The sequence below is a fragment of the Mycoplasma sp. 4044 genome, from assembly GCF_053851695.1.
The window spans coordinates 25617-48919 of record NZ_JBSQBD010000001.1; the positions used below are offsets into that span (position 1 = coordinate 25617).

A 23303-nucleotide genomic window follows, 5' to 3' on the forward strand; every position below is an offset into this window, starting at 1 on the left:
ATTTTATCTTTGGATACTAAAAAATGGCAAAAACTACAATTTCGCCAAGTCAATTATTTGTTTGAAATGATTATAAAATTCCTTGTTTTTTAAGCCGAACGCTTTCATTAAATTAATTATAAGTGCAAGTATTGTCATCGGTCCTACACCGCCTGGAACAGGAGTGATATTTTTAACAAAACCATTCAATGAATTAAAGTCACAATCACCAGTTATTTTGTTGTTTTCATCCCGATGAATACCAACGTCAATGATTGTTGCCTCACTGTTAGTTTGACTCACATCAATTAAATGTTTTACACCAGTGGCGACGATTAAAATTTTGTGTCTATTTCAGTCTTTTTTGAGTGTTTCTTTGGTATAAACACTGATATTTGAATTATGTTTTCTAAGTGCCAAATATAATGGATAACCAACCAAATTTGACTGACCAATTATGCCCAGTTCTTGAGTGTAAAAATCAATATTATAATATTTCATCAGCAACACAACTCCAAGTGCAGTGGCAGGTAAAAAAACATCGTTATTTTTTTCCAAATAGCTAAGAGTTTTTGAGTTTAAGCCATCAATATCTTTTTCAATGTCGACAGCATCTAAAACATTCTGCTTATTTATATGTTTAGGCAACGGTAATTGAACAATAAGGCCATCACAATTTACTTGAATTTTTCTAATTTCTGCAATTAGTTCATTTTCCTGAATAGAATCTGGATAATTAAATAACTTTGCCTTAAATCCTAACTGATTGGCAAAGTTAATCTTATTATTAACATAAATAGTTGATTCAAATAAGTTTCCTACTTGAATTATGGCCATTGAAGGCATTTTACCCATATACTGCTTCGCTAAGTCAAGAATATCTTGTTTAATCTTGTCACGAATAATTCGACCATCTAGTATTGTGGACATTATAATTTTCTGAATGATCCTTCTTTAGATTGAAGCATAATAGTTTCGCAGTTTTTTATTGATTTTGCATAGTCTATTGCTTCTTTTTGAGTCTTAGTGTGCTTCAGAATTCTTCCACCACGAACCTTGACACCTCAACCTTTGTTGCCTAAAGAATCAGTATGGTTGACAACATAGTAAACTGTTGACGCTTCTTTTTTTACTACTTCAGCCATTTTTTCACTCCTTTACTGAGTTTTATATTGATATTAGTATTTCACGTGTAAGTTATCAAAAAAATTATACTAAAAAGCAAGAACCGAAGTTCTTACTTTAGCCATTCTTGTTTACTTACTAAATTTTAAATTAAATTGAATTGCTGAACCTAATGTTAAGACACACAATCTTAAAAAATTTAATTTACATTAAAAAGTGCTCTTAATGTAATTTCTCCACTTTATAAAATGTCATTTTTAACATATAGAAAAACTAAAGATGTAAAAGCGCTAATATTGTCCTTTGTTGAAGCGTTATTGTGGCAAAAGATGGATTTGAAATTTTTTGTAATTGGTTTTTAACAACACAAATATTAATACCAAAAACGCAATCAATGCTAACACTGATATAGCATAAAATTGCGACCAAAACTATTGTTTTGGGTTTTTGGTAAAAATTTCATTGTTCAATAACACACATTCTCATTATCCACTCAAGCAAAAGGAACTAATAATCTTTTGCTTTTTACTTAACATTTAAAGTTTTTCGTCTTTGTTAGAAGAAATAGCTCCCATTCTTCTATATACAATAATGCAATATTTTCAATAAATTTATTGTCTTTAGGACTATTTGCTATCACTCTGGGAACAGCAATATATTTCACAATAAGTAACAAAAATGTTATAAGTAGATTCTAATCATATTTTTGAATTAAATATTGGTCAAAAGAAAAAATAACATATTAAAGTTGCAGAAATGCGACTTTTTTCTTAAAAAATAAACTTAAAAGTTTCAATGCGGTTATCAAAAAAAGCGGGAATCGCCCCGCTTTTATTCATTATTTGTTTTTCAGTTTATCTAACTCTTGTTCGTATGATGTTTTTTTAGCTTCAAACATTGCTAATTTTTCTTGTTCTTGAGCGATTTTTTCAGGTTTTGCTCTTTGCATAAAGTTTGGATTATTTAACATTTTTGAGGCATGGTCAATATCAACTTGATTTTGTTCAATCATTTTTTCTAGACGTTGAATTTCAGCTTGTTTTGTTTCTTCATCCATTACTACAAATATTTTGAAATCACTTGCTTGAATTAATGTGTCTTCATTTGCTTGATATTCAAAATTGGCTAGTTTGGAAATTATGTTTAAATCTTCTTCTTGCAATATTTTTAAGTCAATTGCAAAATATAATGTTTTAGCTTTCGAGATATTTTTTTGTTCACGGTATTTACGTAACTCAGTGATTATTTCAATCATTTTTTCCGCTTTTGCTGTGTCTTTTACTGCATCAAAAACTGGAACTTTAGCTTCGTATAAGTCTTCATTATACATTTGTTCGAATAAATAATCAGTTGTGAAAGGTAAGAATGGTTGCATCAAAATCAAGATTTTTTTAAAGATTTTGTGGATAACAGTTGATTTGTTTTTAAATTTTGCAAACTCTAAGTATCAACCACTAAATTCATTTACTATAAACTTTTGAATTTCTTTGTAAACAACAGTGAATTCATATTTATCCATGTTGATGTTGATTTGTTCTTCAAATTTATTTAATCTATCAACAATATAGGCATCATAGGCATCTAATTTTGAGTTTGTCGACTTATTGATTTCAAAATTGTTAACCAAACGAGCAATATTCCAGAACTTGTTAACAAATAGTTTCGCTGTGTCAAGTTTTGAGTTACCAAAATTTATATCCTGACCTGGAGTTGAATTAAATAATAAAGCAATTCTTAAAACATCTGAACCATGTTGTTCAATTACTTCAATTGGATTTATACCATTTCCTAATGATTTGGACATTTTGCGTCCTTGTTCATCTCTTAAAAGACCGTGAATTAAAACATGTTCAAAAGGTATGTTATTCATAAATTCTAGTGACATAAAATACATTCTAGCTACTCAGAAGAAGATAATATCATAAGCAGTTACTAAAACTTGAGTAGGGAAATAACGTTGTACTTTTTCAGTCTTTTGTGGTCACCCTAGAAAAACGAAAGGTGCTAATCCCGAACTAAATCATGTGTCTAAAACATCTTCGTCTTGCACTCAACCTTCTCCTGGCTTAGTCAAGCTGACTTTAATTTCTTCACCTTTATATCATGCTGGGATCCTGTGTCCTCATCATAATTGACGAGAAATAGTTCAGTCATAAACATTTTCCATTCATTGTTTAATTACATCTTTAAATCTTTCAGGATAGAATTTTACTCCATCTTCTTTTTCAATGTTTTCTAAAATGTTTTGTGACATTTTGTTCATTTTTAAGAATCATTGTGGTTGCACTAAAATTTCAATTGGTGCTTTTGAACGTTCGCTTAAACCAACATTAGAAATTGTTTTTTCAACTTTGATTAAATAACCTTCGTCGGCAAGTTTTTGTGCAATTTTGTCCCTTGCTTCAAAACGATCTAGGCCAGCAAATTCACCTGCCAGTTCAGTCATTTTTCCTTGTTTATTGATACACTCATTGATTTCAAGACCATTCTTGTTAATGATATCAATATCGTTTGTAGCATGGGCACTAACTTTCATTACTCCTGAACCAAAACTAGGATCAATATAGTCATCAGAAATTATTGGAATTAGTTTTTTAGTTAAAGGATGCAAGATGTTTTTACCTAAGAATTTCTGATAACGAACATCAGTTGGGTTAAATGCTACAGCAACATCACTTGGCAATGTCTCAATTCTTGTTGTTGCAACTTCTAAATATTCATTAGAATCTTGCAACGGGTATTTAATGTAATACATTTTTTGTTCAATTGGTTCACTTAAAACTTCAACATTAGAAAGTGCTGTCATTTGAACTGGATCTCAACTTATTGCTCTTGTACCACGATAAATTATTCCTTTGTTGTATAAGTCAATAAAAACTTTAAGAACTGCTTCGTTAGCTTCTTTGTCAAGTGTAAAACGCTCTGAAGAATAGTCTAAAGCTAAACCTAATTTTGCTCATTGTTCGTGAATGATATTTGAATATTTATCTTTTCATTCTCAAACAACTTTCAGAAATTCTTCTCTACCCATTTCGTGCTTATTTTTGCCTTGTTCTTGTAACATGGCTTCAACTTTTGCTTGTGTTGAAATACCAGCATGATCAGTACCTGGTAAAAATAATGTATCGTATCCTTGTAATTTTTTGTAACGAATGATTGTGTCTTGGATATATGTATCAAGAGCATGTCCAATGTGAAGTTGTCCCGTTACATTAGGAGGTGGCAAAATGATTGTAAATGGTCTTTTAGCTTCATCGTGTTTTTGAAATGTCTTTTTATCAAGTCATTTTTGGTAACGATTTTTTTCAACGATTTTGTGATCAAAATTCTTATCCATTTCTTTCCTTTCATATTTACTATTTGCTAAATCGATTATTAATGTATCTTTTAATATGCTATTATCGACGATGTTTTTAGTTTTTAATTTTTTTGTGACTTTAATTTCACTATTTTGACTAGTTCAAGCTACAAATTCGTTAATCGAGCAATAAACTGAATGATTTTCGTCTATTTTGAATAATTGAACTTGCTTGTTAGGTTCATTTTGAAAAATTACTTTTTGGTTGTTAATTAATTGTTTGGTGATGGCGTGAACTGGATTTTGTGTGAGTGAAGAAGTTTTACCAGATTCCACAACCATATTGTCATGCATTATGAATAAATGGGTTGAAAAATTAGCTGCGATATTCATATCATTGAGAAAATAGATTGCCATGGCTGATTTTTCAAACACATATTTATTTATTTCTTTTAAAATTCAATCTTTTGTTTCAGCACTAAACTTATTTATTTCACTACCGATGATGATAACTTTAGGATTTTTACTAAAAATGTTTGCAACTCTAATTTTTGCAATTGTCGTTTCATCTAAATTCGCCACACTGCGCTCTAAAATGTTTGCTTTTAAATCATAGACTGACAAAACATTGTATAGATACTGTTTGAATAAAAATAATAAAACTGAAGATGAACTAACTTCTGATTTATAAGTAATAACATTTAATAACTTGTTTAAATCAAGATGGTATTGTTTTAATTTATCATCTAAATAATTTAAATATTTGGCTTTCGGTTTGATATCTAAAAGTCAAGGTAAACTTGGTTGCAAACGATTGATTTTCAAAATTTCACTATTGAAGTTTTTAATTAAATTATTAAATTGATTAGCTTGCTTACGAACATTATTTTTAACTAAAAACAACTGATTTTCAATCTGTTTTTCTTTGAATGAAATTTCTTTGAGAGTAGTTTCACGATTTCAGCGGTTATTTAAGTTTAGTTCATTTAATAAAAAGTCGTAACGTCTTAGTTTTAAGCGATCTTTAGTTGAAAAATTCACTTTCTCGCTACTACTAATCAAACCACTAATATTGAAAAGATTGCTTAAACGACTAAAAAAATTAGCATAATAATCTTTTTGTTGTGATTTGTAATCGCTCTTGAAAGATTTAAAGCTTAAACTTACGACATCTTCAACTTGTTTTTTGATATTTTTAATTAAGTCTTTTCTTTGTGAATTGTTTCGATAGAAAAGAACTAAAGCACCTGCTGCATTTAATTTAGCATTAATTTCTAGTAACAACAATTCTAAATTTTGCGGACTCAAACGAGTAATTAAACGATAGTGAAATAGCAAAATTTTTAGCATCAGTTTATTAGCATAATATTTTTTATAAAAATAAATAAATGCTTCTAGATTTTTAGTTGTTTCCAAATACTTATTTTTATAAAATTTAACTTTTATTTTTAAATCACTAATAAATTTTAAAACAACATGTTTTGCTTGTTTGTTATTTGTTTTCTTCGTTTTTACTAACTTGAGTAGTTGATCGACATTAGTTTTGTAATTATCCGAATCATCATTACTTGTATGCTCGCTGATGAAATCATTTCTTTCTTGCCGTAAATTATTTATTTCTTGGTAATTGAGAAATAATTTTCCTTCACGATAACGTTCTTGATAACTAACATAAGTTTCAATAATATTTTTTTCAGTCTTAGTAATTAAATTTAAGTGCTGAATTAGAAAATTATTTGCAAGATTAAAAAACTCAGTCAAATATTCAGTACTGTTTTGTTTCAATTGTGCAGTCGAAGTATTAAGTGTAGAAAAGAAGCTATTAAATAACTCTTCTAAATCATTGTAGTATTCAACTTCTATTTGTTTTCTGTTAATAGATAAAGCTGTTTGGTACTCAACAAGAACGTTTTTTCAGTCTTTTAGAAAATCTTCGGAATTAAATTTGTGAGTGTCGCTGTCAATAAAATATTGATAAAGGTAATCAATTAGTTTAGTTTTTGTGTCAGTATTATTTCAAGTGTCTCGGAAGCCCCAACCTAAAAAATGACGATAATTTTTTCATTGTTGTTTCAGTGATGTTTTACTGAATATGAAATTATCATTAAACACTAAAAAACCTAAATTGTTATTTTTACTTTTGCGTGATGCAATTAACATATCGAAAATTGCATTTTGTGTATTTTTGTTAGTGTTAATGATAGAAAGAATTTGATTAGGATAAAGAGAAAAATTGATGTCGTTAACATCAATTGATTGTTTATTTTGCGAAATTTGACCTAATCTTATTGCTTGTAAGAAAGTTTTCTTTTTTGAATAACTTTCCATGTTAGAAACCAGTTACTTCCCTTTTTTGGATTAAAGGTGAAACGATAGTATAAGTTGCATAAATGACAGAAAGATTAAATCAAATTTTGACAGGACTCAATAGAGTATGAGAAGTTAAGTTGACTCAAAAATCAACTTTTAGAGACATTGTGTCCCCTCAAGAAAGTAATAAAACGTTCAAAAATTCTAAGATAGCACAGAAAGAAACAATGGCCATCATATCAATGAAACGTTGATATTTTCTTCGTAACACTAAACGATATATTGTTACACCTACCATCATAGTGGCGAATCCAGCAGTAGTTATTAAAATATAGAATCATTTACTTTTAATTCAACGGTTGTTAGCAAAAATTGTGTCAGATAAACTAGCGAAGATTGCAAAAATGATCAAGATTTGCACTGCTAGAATAATCATTGTTGAAAAATAAGCAAAATTAATTAATCCATATGGTTTAGATTTAGATTCAACTAAAATTAGTTTTACTTCATAATAAGCGACTTTTTCGGAAAAATATTGTGCTTGATCTAAATCTTCTTTATTGATTGCTTCTTGTTGACGAAGATTAAAGTAATCAATAATTTGCTTTAAGCGATAAATACGATAACGATTAGAGAAAAGTAGTCCTCCCACATTAAAGTAATATCAAGCAGTAATTCCAGGCACAATTCCCGCTACTGCAACTGCAATTGTGTATAAAACATTGTAGTAAGTGGGAATTAGCGCAAAAGATATTAAGTCAGCCAAAACACCAGTAATTGCTCCGATGAAAGGTCCAAACAAAAATCCAGTAATTTTCACTGGTAAACCTATGAAAGAGAATTTAAAACTTGGTAAAGCACTTATTGGTACAATTCGCACACTAATGATAAAAAACACAACACTAATTGCAATTAAAACTCCAACAAAGGCAATTTTTTTAGAATTTCATTTACTAAAATTGATGTCAGTTTGTGCTCTTAGTCAACTTAGATAGTGACGAATTCCACCTGGCAATTTATCCATATTTTCTCCTTTCTCAATAATTTTAATACATAAAGTATTAGTAACGTGATAATTTTAGATTTTTGTCAATTGTAACACTAGAAATAAAGGTCTTGTAATAACTTGCATTAAACAATATTCCGATGTAAGTGAAATAAGACATAAACAAAATAAACAATTGCACATACATAAATGAAGAAACAGATCCTCATTTTTCATATTTTGCAATCGAAGAAATGAAACCAAAGGTAATACTAAAAATTGACGAAGGAATAGCACTAATAAAAGCACCAATTGCAATATCAGAAAATTTAAGTCTAAAATTGGCTGCAAATTTAAATAAAAGTAGGTAACCAATTATAAAGAAGACAACAACAAAAAAGGTCATCAATATGTAATAAATTAGTAAAAATTGTCATCCTTTGTGATCATAGCCTTCAGAACGTAAATAAGCTAAGAACAAGGTAAAAAGCAAGATCACAACATATAAAAATGCAGTCAAACAAATTACTATTCACAAGGCTTTAATTTTGGTTTTGAAGAAATTTGATGGTCTATCGTGATTATAAAAAATCGAAATAGACTCAATAAAGCGAGTATAACCTCGACTTGAAATTCACACTGCACTGACAATTAATAGTATTGCAATTAAGCTTCCGCCTGATTGGTTTTTAGCAAATAAACCAGTCAAGTTAGGCATAACCTTATTAATTCCTGGAATCAAACGAGCAAGAATGTCTTCACTCAAAACATTAGCATATGTGATTGACTCGCCATTGACTTGATTAATATAAGGGCTAGGAATTAGTCCGATTGTACTAATGATTACCAAAATCGGAATAAATGAAACGAACAAATAAAGAGCGGTTCCAGCTGGAATGTAAGCAAATTCTTTACTTCTTATTCTTGTATAAGTTTCGTCAGTAATTTTATTCAATTTATCTTTTGAAAGCTTAGATGAAGGAACAACAACTTTAGCAATCAAAAGAATGAAACGCTTCATAATTAGTTCAATAAGATTGCTAAAGCGTGAATTTCGTATTGATCGAGATCTAATTCTGCGATTTCTTTGACTCATGTTATGAAAGTTTTTTAGCTAATATTTCTTGTGCTTTTTGTGCGTCGGCTTGTCCTTTTGTTTGCTTCATTACTTGCCCTATGACAAATTTGTTAACTCTTTCAGGACGTTGTGTGTATTCTGTTTTTAAATCAGGATATTGTTGTAAAACATTGTCAATAATTGAATCAATTTCGAAACTTAAATCTTTTGCATATAAGTTATTTATATTAAGAATTTCATTTAGACTCGAATCTGACGATTGTTTTTGCTCTAACACAATTTTTACTGAATTTTTCAGTATTTTATTTTCTTCAAGTAACAAAATCAACTGCTTTAAATCTGAAGTTGAAATTTTTAAATCTTTTAGTGCGATGTTTTTTTCATTTAAAAATGAAACAATATCACTGAAGAAAATGTTGGTTGTTTTTTTAAAGTCATTAGAAGCGATTGCATCTAAAAAATTAGCATATTCAATATTTTCAATTAATTGTCCAATTTGCACGTCATTTAACTTATTATCTAAGTAACGTTGTCTTCTTTGTCAAGGCAGTTCATTGATTTTTATGCTTGAAATTAATTCATTTGATAAGTGAACGAATGGAATATTAGGTTCAGAAAAATATTTGTAGTCAACTGCTCCTGATTTGCTACGCATAGTTTTATTTGTCTGAGTTTGTTCATCGAAACGTTTTGTTTGCTGTTCAAAGGTTTCATTTGCTAAATATTTAGCTTTTTGTCACTCAATTTCCCACTCTATTGCTTTGGCAACATTATTTAAAGAATTTAAGTTTTTGATTTCAACTCTTGTTCCATATGAATTTGATCCTTGAGGACGAATCGAAATATTGACATCAGCGCGTAAAGAACCTTCTGACATTTTTGCATCACTGATATTTAAACTCAAAGCAATCAAACGAATCATATTAATATATTCAACCGCTTCTTGAGCTGAGTGCATGACTGGACGCGAAACTATTTCAATTAAAGGTACACCCGCACGGTTGTAATTTATAAAAGTTGACCCGTTTTCGTGAAGTTGCTTAGCAGTGTCTTCTTCCATGTGAATACGTTCTATTGCTATATACTTTGTTTCATTATTTATTTGAATTGGCAATTTTCCATCTCGTCCGATTGGACGAAATTGTTGAGTAATTTGAAAACCTTTTGGCAAGTCAGGATAAAAGTAATTCTTTCTATCAAAGTGAAGCTCATTATCAATTTGCATATCTAGCGCTTTAGCTAGTTTGATTGCACTTATGACTGCTTGTTTATTAAGTAATGGCAGTGTTCCTGGGTATGCTAAATCAATGACACTTACTGCTTCATTTGGTTGAAGATTGAAATCATTAGCGGCATAAGAAAACATTTTGGTTTTTGTGTTTAGTTCTAAGTGAATTTCAATCCCTATAACTGCTTCAAATTCCATTATTTTTCTCCTTTGATAATATCTTCAATTCATAAAGCATGCTGCAACATTTTAACATCTTGATATTTAGCACTGTCAATCGCAAGCGAGTAAGGCATACTATTTTCATTTTTACCAAGCGGTAAAGTTAAAGAAGGATTACCTACTAGGTTAGCATAAGTTAAAATGTAATCCATGAATGATTCATCAGATTGGGCATCAAAACGTGGCGCAACATCTTTAGCTGCTGGGTATATGAAAATATCACAATTTTGGTGAATATTAGCGAAATAGTTAGCAAGCAAACGACGCATTTTCTGAGCTTTTTTCAAGTAACGTTCTTGATTTTCTTGTTCTAAATAATATGAACCTAAAATTAAACGTCTTTGAACCATTGGCCCTAATCCTAATTGACGAGTTTTAATATATGTTTGCATTCAATTATCTTGCTCTTGTCTTAGTCCGAAAGCTGTTCCATTTAAATTAGCAAGATTACTGCTTGCTTCCGTAAAAGCAATGATTTGATACACAACAGACACTGATTTTAGTAATTTTTCATCAACTTTTACAGGCTGTAATGAAACTCCTTCTTGTGACAATTTATTCAATAATTTTTGATAACTATCTTTTACACTCTTACTTAAATAGTCAAAGCAATCCAGGTAGGCTATCTTTTGCGGTTTTTTAGTTTTTATTTCTTCTTTGCTAAAACTTAAATCTAGAGATGTGTTGTCATTTGAAAAATCTTGTTTGAATAACACTTGCGCAATTTCAAAACTATCGTTGACATTGTGACTAAATCAAGCAACAGTATCAAGTGAAGAAGCAAAGGCAAAAAGACCATATCGACTGACTGCTCCATATGTGGGTTTGAATCCTACTCTACCTACGTATGAAGCTGGTAAACGCACACTATCTCCAGTATCTGAACCTATTGCAAAACCTACATTTTCAGTAAATGAAGCGGCCGCTCCTGAAGAACTTCCTCCTGCCAAGTAATCTTTGTTTAAAGGATTGCGAACTAAGCCAAAATAAGAAAATTGTCCGGTTCCACCTAAACCAAATTCGTCTAGATGAGTTTTAAAAGCCAAAGTAGCACCTGCTTGTTGTAATAATTTAACAATTGTTGCATCATAGTAAGGAATGAAATTTTCAAGAATATGACTTGAAGCATGTGAAATACTGTCTTTGGTTGCGTAGTTACTTTTTAGCGAGTAAACACAATTAGCAAGAGTCCCTTCATTATTTAACTTAGCATCTTGATACACATAACTGACTGCATTATTTGTGTCATTTGCTGCTTCTATGAGTGCTTTTTGCAAATTTCCTTTGTTAATCATTTATAACCTTTCTTACCTTAACAAAAGTGTCATCTTTGTCGTATGCATTGGTTAATAATTCTTGTTTGCTTATACCTGGTTTAGGTTCATCTTCACGCAACATATCAAAATCAATAGCTTTTTCGTTAATGTGTGTCATGGGCTCAAGATGGTCTAAATCAAAACTATTCAACAATTCAAGTTGTTTTTTGATGTTTTCATGTTCTTCATTTAGCAATAAAAAAACTTCTTCTTTTGGTTCAAACAATAAGTCATTAGCTAGTTTAATCATTTTTGCTTTTTCCACATTAGCCTCCTATCATTTTGGATATGAAACAAATTCCATGTCGTTTAAATAATCAAGTTCAGGAAGTTGTAAATTTCTGATAACAATGCGATAAGCATGTAAAAAGACACGATGCGATTTTTTGCCACCATATTTTGTGTCCCCTAGAATCGGCACTTGCATGTGTGCTAAAGTTGCTCTAATTTGGTGTTTTTTACCAGTTTTTAAAGTAGCAAATTTTTTACCGTTTTGTGTGAAAAAATGAGTTGTTGCTTTTACTCCAAACTTGTTATCGCGATCTACTACCATCTTTTCTTTTTCAATGTCTTTTTTTAATCTAACACTTACTAATTCATCACCTTCAAAATCGCTAATGAATTGATATGTTTTTTCAAAATCTTTATGTCTTGCTTTTAGTTCAACTAATGTTTTATAGTTTTTGGCATAAATTATCAGTCCTGATGTTACTCTATCCAAGCGACCAATTGAATCAGGAACAAAAGAAGCAAATTTTTCATATTTTAGGTATGTTAAAACTTGATTTTGTAGCGAGTCTTCTTCACCAACCATTGTCACACCTGCTTTTTTGTCGACGATTAAAATATTGTCATCTTCATACACTTTTTTGAAAGTTACATTGGTTTTTTGCACTCTTTTTTCAATGTTTGCATTGTCAATTCCATAAACTGTGACTTCATCACCATTGCTTAGTTTTAAGGATTTATCGTTAATTTTTTTACCATTTAGTCGAACATCTTTTTGACGAAATGTTTTTTCAATTTTTGAAATTGGAACATTGTTACAATTCTTGATTAAAAACTTGTATAAAGTTCTACCTTCATCATTTGCTGTTGCTTTTAGTTTAATCATTATATTCTCAATCCTGAACTATTGCATCTTCGTCATCACGACGTTGTGAATTAAATAAGTCGTAACGTTCTGCCTCAACTTTTTGCTCATCTTCTTCGTATTTATCAAATTCTTCAAAAATTGGTAACTCTGAAAGTGACTTAATTTTGAAATAATCATAGAACTTGTTGGTAATTCCGTACAAAATAGGTTGTCCTGGTGTAGAAGCTACTCCTACTTCTTCAATCAATCCTTTAGCTAGTAAAGTTATCACAATATGATCACTGATTACTCCCCGGATGTTATTGATCATTGAACGTGTGATAGGTTGTTTGAAAGCAATAATTCCTGCAACTTCGACCGCTGCTTGACTCAAAGTTTGTTTCTTTGTGACACTAACTAAATTGCTGATTGCTTCTTTTGCTAAAGGAGCAGTTAAAAATTTGAAAACTTTGTTAAATTCATGAACTTCAATTCCTCTTGACAAAGAATTAAAGTATTTTTGAAAATCTTGTAAAAGTGTGTAAGCTTCATTTTCATTATTTAGATTGAATACTTCTTTCATTTGTTCAACTGAAAGACCTTGGTCGCCTTGAACATATAAAAGTGCTTCAATAATTTTATTGTTGACCATATTTTTCTCCTTTTTTGATTGCAACAATTTCTAATTCTTCATTTTCACTGATAACAACTACTTGTTGACGTGCTAGATCTAGTAAAGCAATTAAACTAATTACAAAATGCCCGTATGTCGGAACACTGAAAACATCTTCAAAATTTAGAGTATCAGTGTTTTTAGTTTCAAATAATTGCAAAATTCTTTGTTTTTGTTCTTCTGGCGAAACTGCTTTAGTTGAAAGCGAAATATTTTTTAATGTTTCAGCATAAGTTCTTTCAAACATTTTTCTTAATACTAAAGCAAGTCTTGAACCTGATGAGTGTCCTGCTAGTTCATTAGGATCACCTTTTCGCACAAAAGGACGTAAATCACTAATGGTTTTGTTGTATAAATCTTTTCTTTGTTCTTCGTGCTGTTTTAAAACAACACTCAAGTCTTTGAAGCGTTCATATTCAGCAATTTGACTCAACAAACGAATTTTTTCTTTGTTTGCTTCTTCTTGTTCTTCTGGATCTTGCAAAATCATTTTAGCTTTTAGATTAATTAAAGTTGCAGCCATTACTAAGTATTCAGAAGCGGTATCAAAATCATTTTCATTAAGATTGTGAATAATTGCTAGATATTGATCAGCAATTTCGTTAAGATCAATTTCTCAAATATCAATATTTTTATCTCTAATTAAAGTAACAAGTAAGTCCAAAGGACCTGCGAATGATGAAAGCTTAATGTCTAAGTAAGAAGGTTCTAATGATTCATTTGGTTCCATAAAAATTAAAAGTCCTCAAGTTTACGTGCTTTTTCTTGCAATTTTGCTTCTTTTTTAGCTTGTTTTTGGCTGTATGTTAGTTTTTTAGGATTACGTTTTTTAGGTTGTTTTTTTGAATTGTAAACTTCTTGATTTTGATATTCTGATTGTACTTTTTGTTTTACTAAGTTAGCAATTTGACTTGTTTCAGCTTGGTTGATTTTCAAAGTGTCAATAGCATCATGAAAAATTACTTCAATAGTGATTTTTTTTCTTCGTTTTGGATCTAAAGCAATCCCACTTCCATTAATAGTCACTGGCACAACTGCAAAAGAATTAGATTTAACTACTTTAAATGCTCCTGCTTTAAATTCTAATAATTTGTCATCACGTGATCTTGTTCCTTCAGGAAAAATTACCCCCAAAGTTCTTTGATCACGAACAAAATGACCAAAGGATTCCAATGTTTTAACGCTTTCACGAATGTTTTCACGATTTAGGTAGAATGTATCAATGATTGAAAGTGTTTTACGAGTTAAATATTTGTCTTGTAGTTCCTGTTTTGCTAAAAATGTTGGTCTTAAATTGTCAACGTTAACATCTTTAGTTTGTTTGTCCATTGCTGCCATTATTGCAATAGCGTCAATATTTGACACATGGTTAGGATACAAAATTGCGCCATGTTTTGGCAATTTATCATACCCTTTAACAACTAATTCGATTTTTAAAAATTTCAATAATCATTTAGCTCTTTTAACTAAGTAATCTACTCTTTTTTGCAGTGTAAAGACGCTTGGATTATTTTTTGAATTTCTAGCCGTTCTCAAAATTCCTAGAATTCTTAATCCTAGTCATGGGCTACACAAAATCATCTTTGTCTTAATGTTCATTTTTGCTCCTTAATTTTTGATTGCCATAGCAATAACAAACTCACCCTCGCTAGATGTTGAAAGTGAGAAATTTTTGTAACGATAGGTTATATCTTTTGAAATTGAAATATCTTTAAAAGAATATTCACTATTGTCAGCTTTATAAATCGCCTCTTTAAGTGCTCATCTTGTCGCTAAAAATATATCTTTGTTTTCGCTTTTTTGATAGTCAACATATTCAATGTCTGACAGAAAACGTTTAATAAAATGTTCTTTTACTTCTTTAAACCGATTAATGTTTACCAAATCAATTCCTATCTTATACATGTTTATAATTATACCTGTGGTTTATATTTAAAATAAATATAAAAATTATTTTTTCTGGCTATGATTTCTTACTTTAATAAGTAGGAGGCAATATGAATAAAAATAAAGGTATGCTTTTGGAAAAAATAATTAATCAAACTAATGAACGTTATGCCCTACTTAATCTTGCATTAATTCACAAAAAGAATCTTGATATTAAATTCAAACAAGTAGTAAAAAAGGACAAAAAATTACTGATTGAAGATGCTAAAATAGTGCAAAAATCGACGGTCGACTACTATGGAATTTATAGAGGTAAATTCATTGCTTTCGAAGCAAAAGAATGTGAAGGTGACACTTTTTCCTATCAAAATATACGTAAGCATCAAATCGAATATTTGGACTTAATTAATCGGCATCAAGGGTGTGGTTTCTACATAATTTTTTTCAAAAAATATGATGTCTTTTATTGAGTAAAAAGTACTCATTTACACACGTTTTTTGAAAAAAAGAGATCACTGAAAATGAGTGATCTCGACAAGATAGGAAACAAGCTAGAATTGATATTTCCTGGGGTATTAAATTATTTAGATTTTATTTATTAATTTTACTTTTTAGAACTTTTGAAAATTTGAATTTAGGTTCTACCTTAGCAGGAACAATAAGTTGTTCTTTTGTAAAAGTGTTGATAGTTACTTTTTCGTCTTTGTGTACTGTGCTGAATGTTCCAAAACCTGAAATAGCAACTTTTTCTCCTTGTAATAATTGTTCAACAATTACATCTTCAAGAGCATTGTAAAATTGTTCAACTTCGCTAATTGACTTGTCTAATTTTTGAGCAATTTCGCTAATTAATTCTTTTTTGTTCATAACTATTCTCCTTTAAGATCTCTTTTAATCAAATTTTTCAACATTAGTTCTAAATCATAATCTTCATAAATTACTTTATATAAACCTTCAGTTATCGGTAATTCCATTTGTTTTTTACTTATAACATTATCATAAATCGCTTTTAAAGCAGTTAAACCTTCTACAGTCATTTTTGTATCAAGGGCTTCTTTACCTTTTTGACCGTAAAGCTTACCAAAACTAAAATTACGAGAAAACTCACTAAATGCAGTAACGATTAAATCACCTATTCCTGTCAATCCAAACAAGGTTTCTAATTTTCCACCGTTAGCTTCTGCATATTTGCGCATTTCAACAAGTCCTCGAGTAATTAGTGCTGCTCGAGTGTTAATTCCATAACCTTTTGCATCCAGAATGCCTGATGCAATAGCTAAAACGTTTTTATAAATCGAACCGATTTCAGCTCCAATTTCGTCTGTTTGAGTATAAACACGGAAATAATCATTTGAAAACAGTTGTTGTACCAATTTTGCTTTATTTTCATCGCAATCTACTGAGTCAACAACAGTTATTGAGTCTTTAACAATTTCTTCAGCGTGTGAAGGACCTATTAAACTAACAACACCTTTCACATTTGCATTGTTAGCTGTTTTTTGTTTCATAGCAGTGTGTAAAGGGATAATTGTTCCTGGATAAAAACCCTTAGCAACATTGATAAACATAACTTCAGAATTTAAATTTGCCAAAACATCATTAAATACTTGATCCATAAATTTAGATGGCACTGCTAATAAAACATAATTAGTTTTATCTAGTGCTTCTTTGAGATTGTTAGTTGTTTTAAAATTTGGTAAATATATTGATTCTGGAAAGTACTTTAAATTTTTGCCTTGTTTTAATTGTTCTAATTCAGTTGTATCAACACCATAAATAGTAACATCGTGACCGTTTTTGTGCAAAATTTTTGCACAAGCTGTTCCCATTGAACCTGAACCGATAACAGTGATTTTATTACTCATAATTTCTTCCTTCATTTTTGTTTCTTAACAGAATATTAATCGGAGTTCCCTCAAAGTCAAAATACTCACGTATTTGATTTTCGATATAACGCAAATATGAAAAGTGGGCATACTCACGATTATTAACAAACAACACAAATGTTGGTATTCTTCCTTCTATTTGTTGGGCAAAATTTATTGTTAAACGTTTACCTTTTAATGATGGTGCTGGCTTGAACAATTGCATTTGCATTATTGCTTCATTTAGTTTTGATGTAGGTATTTTTCTCTCAAGATTCTCTCTTACTGTAATTATTAGTTTTTTCAACTTATCTAGCCTCTTGTGACTTTTAGCACTTATAAAAACTATCGGAGCCCAATCTATAAACTTAAATTTTTCTCGCAACATTTCTTCATGACGAATCATTGTATTAGTTTCTTTTTCGATTAAGTCTCACTTGTTAACAACTATAATAATTGGTTTTCTTTGTTCAAAAGCAAAACCTGAAATACGTAAGTGAAAGTGACTAATGTCTTCAGTTGCATCTAGTACTAAAAGAGTTAAATCACTTTCTTCCAAACTATTCATTGCACGCATTAGTGCATAATGTTCAACACTGTCAATAAGCTTAGATTTTTTCTTGATTCCGGCTGTGTCAATAATTTCAAATGTTTGGTCTTCTATTTTTACTAAATCACTAACGCTATCACGAGTTGTTCCACTAACGTCACTAACAATAGAACGATACGAACCGCTAAGAGCATTTAATAGTGAAGATTTCCCAACATTCGGTTTTCCAATTATGCTTAATTTGAAATGCTTTTCAGAATCTTCATCATTTTTGGCAATTTTTTCAACAATCGCATCTAGCAACGAACCTAAACCTTCTCCATGAATGGCACTAAGAGCAAAAATTTCATCAAAGCCTAGCGAGTAAAAAATAGGATTAAATTCACCACGCTCGCCTTCACACTTGTTAATGGCAAGAATAATTTGTTTTCCTGATTTACGCAACAAATTAGCTACATAATAATCTTCATTAGTTAAATCTTGGCGTCCATCAAGCATAAAGACAATAATATTTGCTTCTTCAATTGCTATTTGCGCCTGAATTGAAATTTGGTCTTGCATTTGGTCATCACTCACCGTGATTCCACCAGTATCCACAACTTTAAAAGTTGTTCCAGTTCAAGTCACTTCATCGTATAAACGATCTCTTGTAACTCCTGGTTGATCATGAACTATTGCTTTTCTTTTATTGATTAATTTATTAAAAAGAGTGCTTTTACCAACATTCGGCTTTCCAACAATTGCTACTAATTCTTTCATGCTTTTACTCCTTAATTTTTTCTAAGGCTAAAGCATGTATTTCTGCATAAACCTCTAGAAGACTTTTTTTCGATGAATCAATTCTAATCGAACCTGGTGAACATATTAATGGATCTTCTTTGCGATTCATATCTTGTTCATCCCTTGCAATAATTTCTTGCAATGTTTTGTCATAGTCACTATCGAAACCTAATTCAGCATTTTGTAAAACTCTACGTTTTGCTCTAATGTCAGCATCAGCTCATAAGAAAATTTTAAGTTCAGCAGTAGGAAGAATACGGTAAGTTGCATCACGACCATCAATGATAATTCCTTTATAAGAAACAGAATATCATTGTAAAAAGTCAACTACTTTTTTACGAACAGAAGGATAAACTGCAATGTCACTTGCTGCTTTGGAAACTTCATCTTTTCTTAAATCATGAGTAACATTACGACCTTTAAAATACACTTGTTCTTTTTCATCAATTTTGATGTCTTCGAAATTTCATTGACTATTCACTTGGCTTTCATTTGTTAAGTCCAATTTTTGCTCAATTGCGTTTAGGGCAATTAGTCGATAAATTGAACCGCTTGAGATAAAGAAATAGCCCAATTCTTTGGCTAGAAGCTTGGCGACACTAGATTTACCAACACCGCTTGGACCATCAATTGCTATGTTAATGCGCTTTTCCATAATTATTCTCCTCTTAGTTTGCTTAATTCTGTTTCAACGATATTTTGAATTGCATCGATTTTTGCATCATGCAACAATGGCAAGAATTTTTGCTCATAAATCATTTCACCATCCAACTTATTTTTTTGTTTAACGGTTTCAAGATTTGCAATTTGTTTTGTAATGAAATCATCATTACTAGATTTTGGTTTAGCAGAATTCACTTTTTCTTTAATGATCGTCTCATTTTCAACATAAGTTTTGAAATCGTTAAATTCTTTTTCAAAATCTTCAAAATAACCCGTTAGCTTATCTCTTAATTTCAAATATTCTTTACGGGTTTTTTTAATAGTTTTTACTAAAGAACTAGTCTTTTTCAGCTCTTCACGATAATTTTTAAAATGCTGCTTTCTACTAGGCAAATTCATAAAAGAATTATAGCCACATAATGCTTTAAAAAAATAAAAAAGTTAGCTATTTTTTACTAACTTCTTTAACTCATTTTTCATAGGTATTATCTTTATTATTTTCAAGAGCTTGAACAACGATTTTTCGCTCTGAATCTGATAAAGTAGGAATAAATGTTTTAATTCTTACAATCATTTTTCCGTATTTGTTTTGGTTTAAGAACTTAAATCCACAATCTTTGATTATGAATGTGTCACCATCTTGATTTTTTTTGTCAAGTTTTATTGGTTTTTCACCATATGGCGTTGGCACATAAATAGTTTCTTCAGCTATTATTGATTTAACTGATACAGGAACTTCTAAAATAATATCATTATCAATTCTACGGTAGTAGTCATGACGCTTAACTTCAATAACAAGTCGCATATCTCCGGTTTGTCCACCATTTTTTGATGGAATTCCGAACCCTTTTAGCAAAAGAACTTGACCACTCATTATCCCTGCTGGAATATCAACTTCTTGTTCAACATTAGTTCTAATTGAACCATTACCTTTACATTTTGAACATTTTTTGACAATTATTTTTCCAGTACCAGAACAATCAGGACAAGTTGTTACACTTTGAAATAAACCAAACATTGAAGAAGCAACTTTACCCCCGCCATCACAAGTAGAACACTTCTTAAAGTCTTCGTCTTTTTCAGCTCCTTTGCCTTTACATAAATCACAAATCTCGATTTTTTGAAGTTTTAAGGTTTTTTTGACTCCGAACACTGATTCAAGAAATGTTATTGTTATTCTTTGTTCTAAATCAGCTCCTTTTGTTGGACCATTGGGTTTTGAACGTCCAAAGGCACCACCAAAGAAATCACCAAAGCCATCGAATTCATCAAAGCTAAATGCTTTTGAAAATCCACCAAAAAATTGTTTGAAGATATCAGATGCGTTCGAGAATCCTGAAGCTCCACCCATTTGGTCAAAAGCAGCATGTCCAAATTTATCGTATTTAGCTCTTTTCTCTGGATCACTTAAAACTTCGTATGCTTCCGAAACTTCTTTAAATTTTTCTTCTGCTCCTGGTTCTTTATTTCTGTCCGGGTGATATTGCATCGCTAGTTTACGATATGCTGATTTAATTTCTTTTTCAGTTGCTGTCTTAGAAATTTCCAATACTTCATAGTAATCACGTTTTTTATTTGCCATAATAAATATATTTTAGCACAAAAAGGACTAGAGTGCTAAATTTTCCAATTCTTGCTTTGTTATGACTACTATTCTTTTCTTGCCATTAATGTCTTTAATAATGTTGCTTTCAGGATAATTTTTTTCGAAAAATGGTGCTACAAAATCATCGATTTCAAATATTAAAACACCGTTTTTATTTAAAAATAAATGTGCTTTTTTAAGAATTTTTAAATAATCTCTAAGGCCTGAATCTTTAGCATACAAGGCATATTTAGGATCAAATTTTGGTTTGTTAATGACTTCTTGATAGTTCAGATAAGGCGGATTAGAAATGATGACATCATATTTTTTTGTAACTTTTTTGAATCAATCAGAACGAATAAAATTGATTTTAGTTTCATTAAAAAAAGAGTTTTTTTCGGCTTGTTTTAGTGCAAAAAAGTTCTTTTCTACTGCGTCAACACAGCATTTTTTGTTTTTTTGTATCGCTATTGCTATGAAACCACTGCCTGTTCCAAGATCTAAAACTGTTGAGTCTTTGTTAATGTGGTTATAAGCTTCTAAAATAAGTTCTTCCGTTTCATAACGAGGAATTAGCACAAATCGATTTAAAAAAATTCGGACATTTTGCATTTCGCAAAAGCCGATTATTCTTTGTACTGGATAACCTTTTTTAAGAAGCTTTTGCTCTTTTTTTGAAACTTTTAGTTCTAAATTGTTTCGGTGTTTTTCACGCAAAAGTTCTTCTTGTGTAGGCATGTTAATTATTGTTCTCCAATTTGAGCAATTTTTTCTGCTCTTTCTTCAGCTAATAATGATTCAATTAGCGAAGTCATGTTTCCATCCATAACATTTTTAAGCGAAGTTGAAAATCCTATTCTATGATCTGTAACTCTGTCTTGTGGATAGTTATAAGTTCGAATTTTTTCACTTCTATCACCTGAACCAGCAAGTTTACGAATAGTTCCTTCCTCCTCTTCTCTTTTTCTTACTTCCATTTCATATAGTTTAGATTTCATTAATTTCATTGCTTGTTGACGGTTAGCAATTTGTGAACGTTCATCTTGCGATGTAACTACTAAACCTGTTGGAATGTGAGTAATACGGACAGCACTATCGGTTGTATTAACACTTTGTCCACCTGCTCCTGAAGAACGGAAAGTGTCCACTTTTAAATCTTGTGGTCTGATTTCAATTTCGACATCATCATCGACAGCAGGAAGAACTGTTACAGTAACAGTTGAGGTATGGACTCTACCTTTTGTTTCGGTAGCAGGAATTCTTTGTACACGGTGAACTCCTCTTTCAAATTTTAATTTTGAAAAGACTTTATCTCCACTCACTGAAAAGACAACTTGACTAAATCCACCAGCTGCTCCAAATGTTGAATCGATCATTTGGACTTTCATATCATTTAGATCAGCATATTTTTGATACATTCTAAACAAGTCACCAGCAAAAATGTTAGCTTCATCTCCACCGGCTGCTCCTCTAATTTCGATGATAACGTCTCTTTCGTCATTTTCATCTTTAGGTAATAAAAGAATTTTTAGTTCTTCTTCAAGAGTGGTCATTTCTTCTTCAAGCGATTCAATTTCCATTTTTGCTAATTCTAACAATTCAGCATCTTTTTCGTTTTTTAATACTTCTTTAGCTTGAATAAAAGCATCATTACTTTTTTCTCATTTTACGAAGCTTTCATAAATGTCACGAATTGCATTTTGTTCTTTTTGCAATTTTGCATATTTTTTGGTGTCATTGTAAATTTCTGGTTTTAATAAATCTTCTTGAATATCCAAATATTTAGTTTTGATAGCACTTAGGCTTGAAAGCATTGTCTTTTCCATAATTAAATTATTATACAATAATTTGTCTTGCTTTAGGGTACTAAGATTTTGACAAAAATAACCTTTTTGGACTAAAATATAACAAAAAAGGAGAAAAATATGGATTTATACCAAGCAATTTTAAAACGTACAAATATTAGAAAATTTAAAGATAAAGCAATTGACGATGAATTAAAAAAGAAATTAGTCGATGCTATCAAATTGGCACCTAACTCTTCTAATTGACATTCTTCAAGTGCAATAATAATCACCGATAAAGAACAACTAAAAGCAATCGGGCAGGCAAATAAATTTGCTCGAGCTGTTGAAAGCTGTGCAATGTTTGTTGTTTTTGTGGCTGATTTCAATCGCATGAATTTAGCTCAAAAGCACTACCCAGAAATTAAATATGATTTACACACAACAGAAGGATTTTTAGTTGCTGCTGGAGACGCTTACATTCAAGCTACTATGTTACAAGACGTTGCCATTTCGAATGGTTTAGGTACTTGCTTTTTAGGTTTAGTAAGAACAATGATTCCAGAACTAAGACAACTATTAAACATTAAAGGTCAGGCATTTCCAGTCATCGGTTTAGCACTTGGATATCCTGATGAAGAAGTTAGTGTTAAACCTAAACTAAATAGGGTTTTTGAAGGTAAATATGACATTGATTCATTAGATATCGAAGCTAAAAGATATAGTAAAGAATTGGAAGATTACTTTACAAAACTAGCTCCAGATAAAAAAGCATATTCATACTATGAAGCCTCGATTCTAAGTGCATCTAGATACAACATGAATACTAAAGAAATCGAAGAAATTTGAGACCTTAAATTACAAAACAAATAAAATAAACACACTCACAACTAGGAAAAA

Annotated in this window: 23 protein-coding genes; 2 read left to right on the forward strand and 21 right to left on the reverse strand. The window is 30.5% G+C overall.

Translation table 4 applies throughout. The annotated features are described in order from the left end of the window. Window positions 1–33 precede the first annotated feature (33 nt). The 13 genes from ACWXVN_RS00140 to ACWXVN_RS00200 form a co-directional block, all read right to left on the reverse strand. Window positions 34–909, reverse strand: coding sequence for a bifunctional 5,10-methylenetetrahydrofolate dehydrogenase/5,10-methenyltetrahydrofolate cyclohydrolase (locus tag ACWXVN_RS00140; protein ID WP_455978721.1), 876 nt, complete (start codon window positions 907–909; stop codon window positions 34–36). After that, on the reverse strand, window positions 909–1124 hold the full coding sequence (locus ACWXVN_RS00145) for a DUF2188 domain-containing protein (RefSeq protein WP_455978722.1): 216 nt from the start codon (window positions 1122–1124) through the stop codon (window positions 909–911). Before ACWXVN_RS00145 ends, ACWXVN_RS00140 begins: the two co-directional genes overlap by 1 nt. An 818-nt stretch (window positions 1125–1942) precedes the next feature. Next, complete coding sequence (locus ACWXVN_RS00150) at window positions 1943–4441, reverse strand: valine--tRNA ligase (protein WP_455978963.1); 2499 nt, start codon at window positions 4439–4441, stop codon at window positions 1943–1945. A 2290-nt stretch (window positions 4442–6731) separates the two neighbouring features. Then, window positions 6732–7736 carry an ECF transporter S component gene (locus tag ACWXVN_RS00155; RefSeq protein ID WP_438341726.1) on the reverse strand — a complete coding sequence of 335 codons (1005 nt, stop codon included), beginning with the start codon at window positions 7734–7736 and terminating at the stop codon, window positions 6732–6734. A gap of 37 nt (window positions 7737–7773) precedes the next feature. Continuing rightward, window positions 7774–8718: a YhjD/YihY/BrkB family envelope integrity protein gene (locus ACWXVN_RS00160; protein WP_438341725.1), complete on the reverse strand. Its 945-nt coding sequence runs from the start codon at window positions 8716–8718 to the stop codon at window positions 7774–7776. A 76-nt stretch (window positions 8719–8794) separates the two neighbouring features. Further along, window positions 8795–10201, reverse strand: coding sequence for an Asp-tRNA(Asn)/Glu-tRNA(Gln) amidotransferase subunit GatB (gene gatB, locus ACWXVN_RS00165; RefSeq protein ID WP_455978723.1), 1407 nt, complete (start codon window positions 10199–10201; stop codon window positions 8795–8797). Then, window positions 10201–11520, reverse strand: coding sequence for an amidase family protein (locus ACWXVN_RS00170; protein ID WP_455967950.1), 1320 nt, complete (start codon window positions 11518–11520; stop codon window positions 10201–10203). Before ACWXVN_RS00170 ends, gatB begins: the two co-directional genes overlap by 1 nt. Beyond that, on the reverse strand, window positions 11513–11806 hold the full coding sequence (locus tag ACWXVN_RS00175; RefSeq protein WP_455967951.1) for an Asp-tRNA(Asn)/Glu-tRNA(Gln) amidotransferase subunit GatC: 294 nt from the start codon (window positions 11804–11806) through the stop codon (window positions 11513–11515). The genes ACWXVN_RS00170 and ACWXVN_RS00175 overlap by 8 nt, the downstream gene beginning before the upstream one ends. 9 nt (window positions 11807–11815) lie before the next feature. Further along, window positions 11816–12655 (reverse strand): pseudouridine synthase, encoded by an 840-nt coding sequence (locus ACWXVN_RS00180; protein WP_455978724.1) that lies wholly within the window; start codon window positions 12653–12655, stop codon window positions 11816–11818. Then, on the reverse strand, window positions 12648–13268 hold the full coding sequence (gene scpB, locus ACWXVN_RS00185; protein ID WP_438341720.1) for an SMC-Scp complex subunit ScpB: 621 nt from the start codon (window positions 13266–13268) through the stop codon (window positions 12648–12650). Before scpB ends, ACWXVN_RS00180 begins: the two co-directional genes overlap by 8 nt. Beyond that, the gene (locus ACWXVN_RS00190; protein WP_455967957.1) at window positions 13255–14019 is read right to left on the reverse strand and encodes a segregation/condensation protein A; all 765 of its coding nucleotides are present in this window, start codon (window positions 14017–14019) and stop codon (window positions 13255–13257) included. Before ACWXVN_RS00190 ends, scpB begins: the two co-directional genes overlap by 14 nt. A gap of 5 nt (window positions 14020–14024) precedes the next feature. Further along, window positions 14025–14888 carry a lysophospholipid acyltransferase family protein gene (locus ACWXVN_RS00195; protein WP_455967958.1) on the reverse strand — a complete coding sequence of 288 codons (864 nt, stop codon included), beginning with the start codon at window positions 14886–14888 and terminating at the stop codon, window positions 14025–14027. A gap of 9 nt (window positions 14889–14897) precedes the next feature. Beyond that, window positions 14898–15194: a 4'-phosphopantetheinyl transferase superfamily protein gene (locus ACWXVN_RS00200; RefSeq protein ID WP_438341717.1), complete on the reverse strand. Its 297-nt coding sequence runs from the start codon at window positions 15192–15194 to the stop codon at window positions 14898–14900. A gap of 92 nt (window positions 15195–15286) precedes the next feature. Here ACWXVN_RS00200 and recU point away from each other — a divergent pair, with 92 nt between their 5' ends. Further along, window positions 15287–15778 carry a Holliday junction resolvase RecU gene (gene recU, locus ACWXVN_RS00205; protein ID WP_455978725.1) on the forward strand — a complete coding sequence of 164 codons (492 nt, stop codon included), beginning with the start codon at window positions 15287–15289 and terminating at the stop codon, window positions 15776–15778. Here recU and ACWXVN_RS00210 read toward each other — a convergent pair. Genes ACWXVN_RS00210 through prfA form a run of 8 tightly spaced genes read right to left on the reverse strand, consistent with a single transcriptional unit; the run spans window position 15768 to window position 22445 of the window. Continuing rightward, a complete protein-coding gene (locus tag ACWXVN_RS00210; protein ID WP_455967959.1) occupies window positions 15768–16043 on the reverse strand; it encodes an HU family DNA-binding protein in 276 nt (91 codons plus the stop codon). The genes recU and ACWXVN_RS00210 overlap by 11 nt on opposite strands. 2 nt (window positions 16044–16045) lie before the next feature. Further along, a complete protein-coding gene (locus ACWXVN_RS00215) occupies window positions 16046–17041 on the reverse strand; it encodes an NAD(P)H-dependent glycerol-3-phosphate dehydrogenase (protein ID WP_455978726.1) in 996 nt (331 codons plus the stop codon). Beyond that, window positions 17034–18350 (reverse strand): ribosome biogenesis GTPase Der, encoded by a 1317-nt coding sequence (gene der, locus ACWXVN_RS00220; protein ID WP_455978727.1) that lies wholly within the window; start codon window positions 18348–18350, stop codon window positions 17034–17036. The genes ACWXVN_RS00215 and der overlap by 8 nt, the downstream gene beginning before the upstream one ends. 4 nt (window positions 18351–18354) lie before the next feature. After that, window positions 18355–19026 carry a (d)CMP kinase gene (cmk, locus tag ACWXVN_RS00225; RefSeq protein ID WP_455967963.1) on the reverse strand — a complete coding sequence of 224 codons (672 nt, stop codon included), beginning with the start codon at window positions 19024–19026 and terminating at the stop codon, window positions 18355–18357. Window positions 19027–19028: 2 nt separating this feature from the next. After that, window positions 19029–19433 carry a hypothetical protein gene (locus ACWXVN_RS00230; protein WP_438341711.1) on the reverse strand — a complete coding sequence of 135 codons (405 nt, stop codon included), beginning with the start codon at window positions 19431–19433 and terminating at the stop codon, window positions 19029–19031. A 46-nt stretch (window positions 19434–19479) separates the two neighbouring features. Next, window positions 19480–20616, reverse strand: coding sequence for a molecular chaperone DnaJ (dnaJ, locus tag ACWXVN_RS00235; protein ID WP_455978728.1), 1137 nt, complete (start codon window positions 20614–20616; stop codon window positions 19480–19482). Window positions 20617–20643: 27 nt separating this feature from the next. Then, a complete protein-coding gene (locus ACWXVN_RS00240) occupies window positions 20644–21357 on the reverse strand; it encodes a peptide chain release factor N(5)-glutamine methyltransferase (protein WP_455978729.1) in 714 nt (237 codons plus the stop codon). Between the two features lie 5 nt (window positions 21358–21362). Then, window positions 21363–22445 (reverse strand): peptide chain release factor 1, encoded by a 1083-nt coding sequence (gene prfA / locus ACWXVN_RS00245; RefSeq protein ID WP_455967970.1) that lies wholly within the window; start codon window positions 22443–22445, stop codon window positions 21363–21365. A 99-nt stretch (window positions 22446–22544) separates the two neighbouring features. Here prfA and ACWXVN_RS00250 point away from each other — a divergent pair, with 99 nt between their 5' ends. Continuing rightward, a complete protein-coding gene (locus ACWXVN_RS00250) occupies window positions 22545–23276 on the forward strand; it encodes a nitroreductase family protein (protein ID WP_455978730.1) in 732 nt (243 codons plus the stop codon). Window positions 23277–23303: the final 27 nt, after the last annotated feature.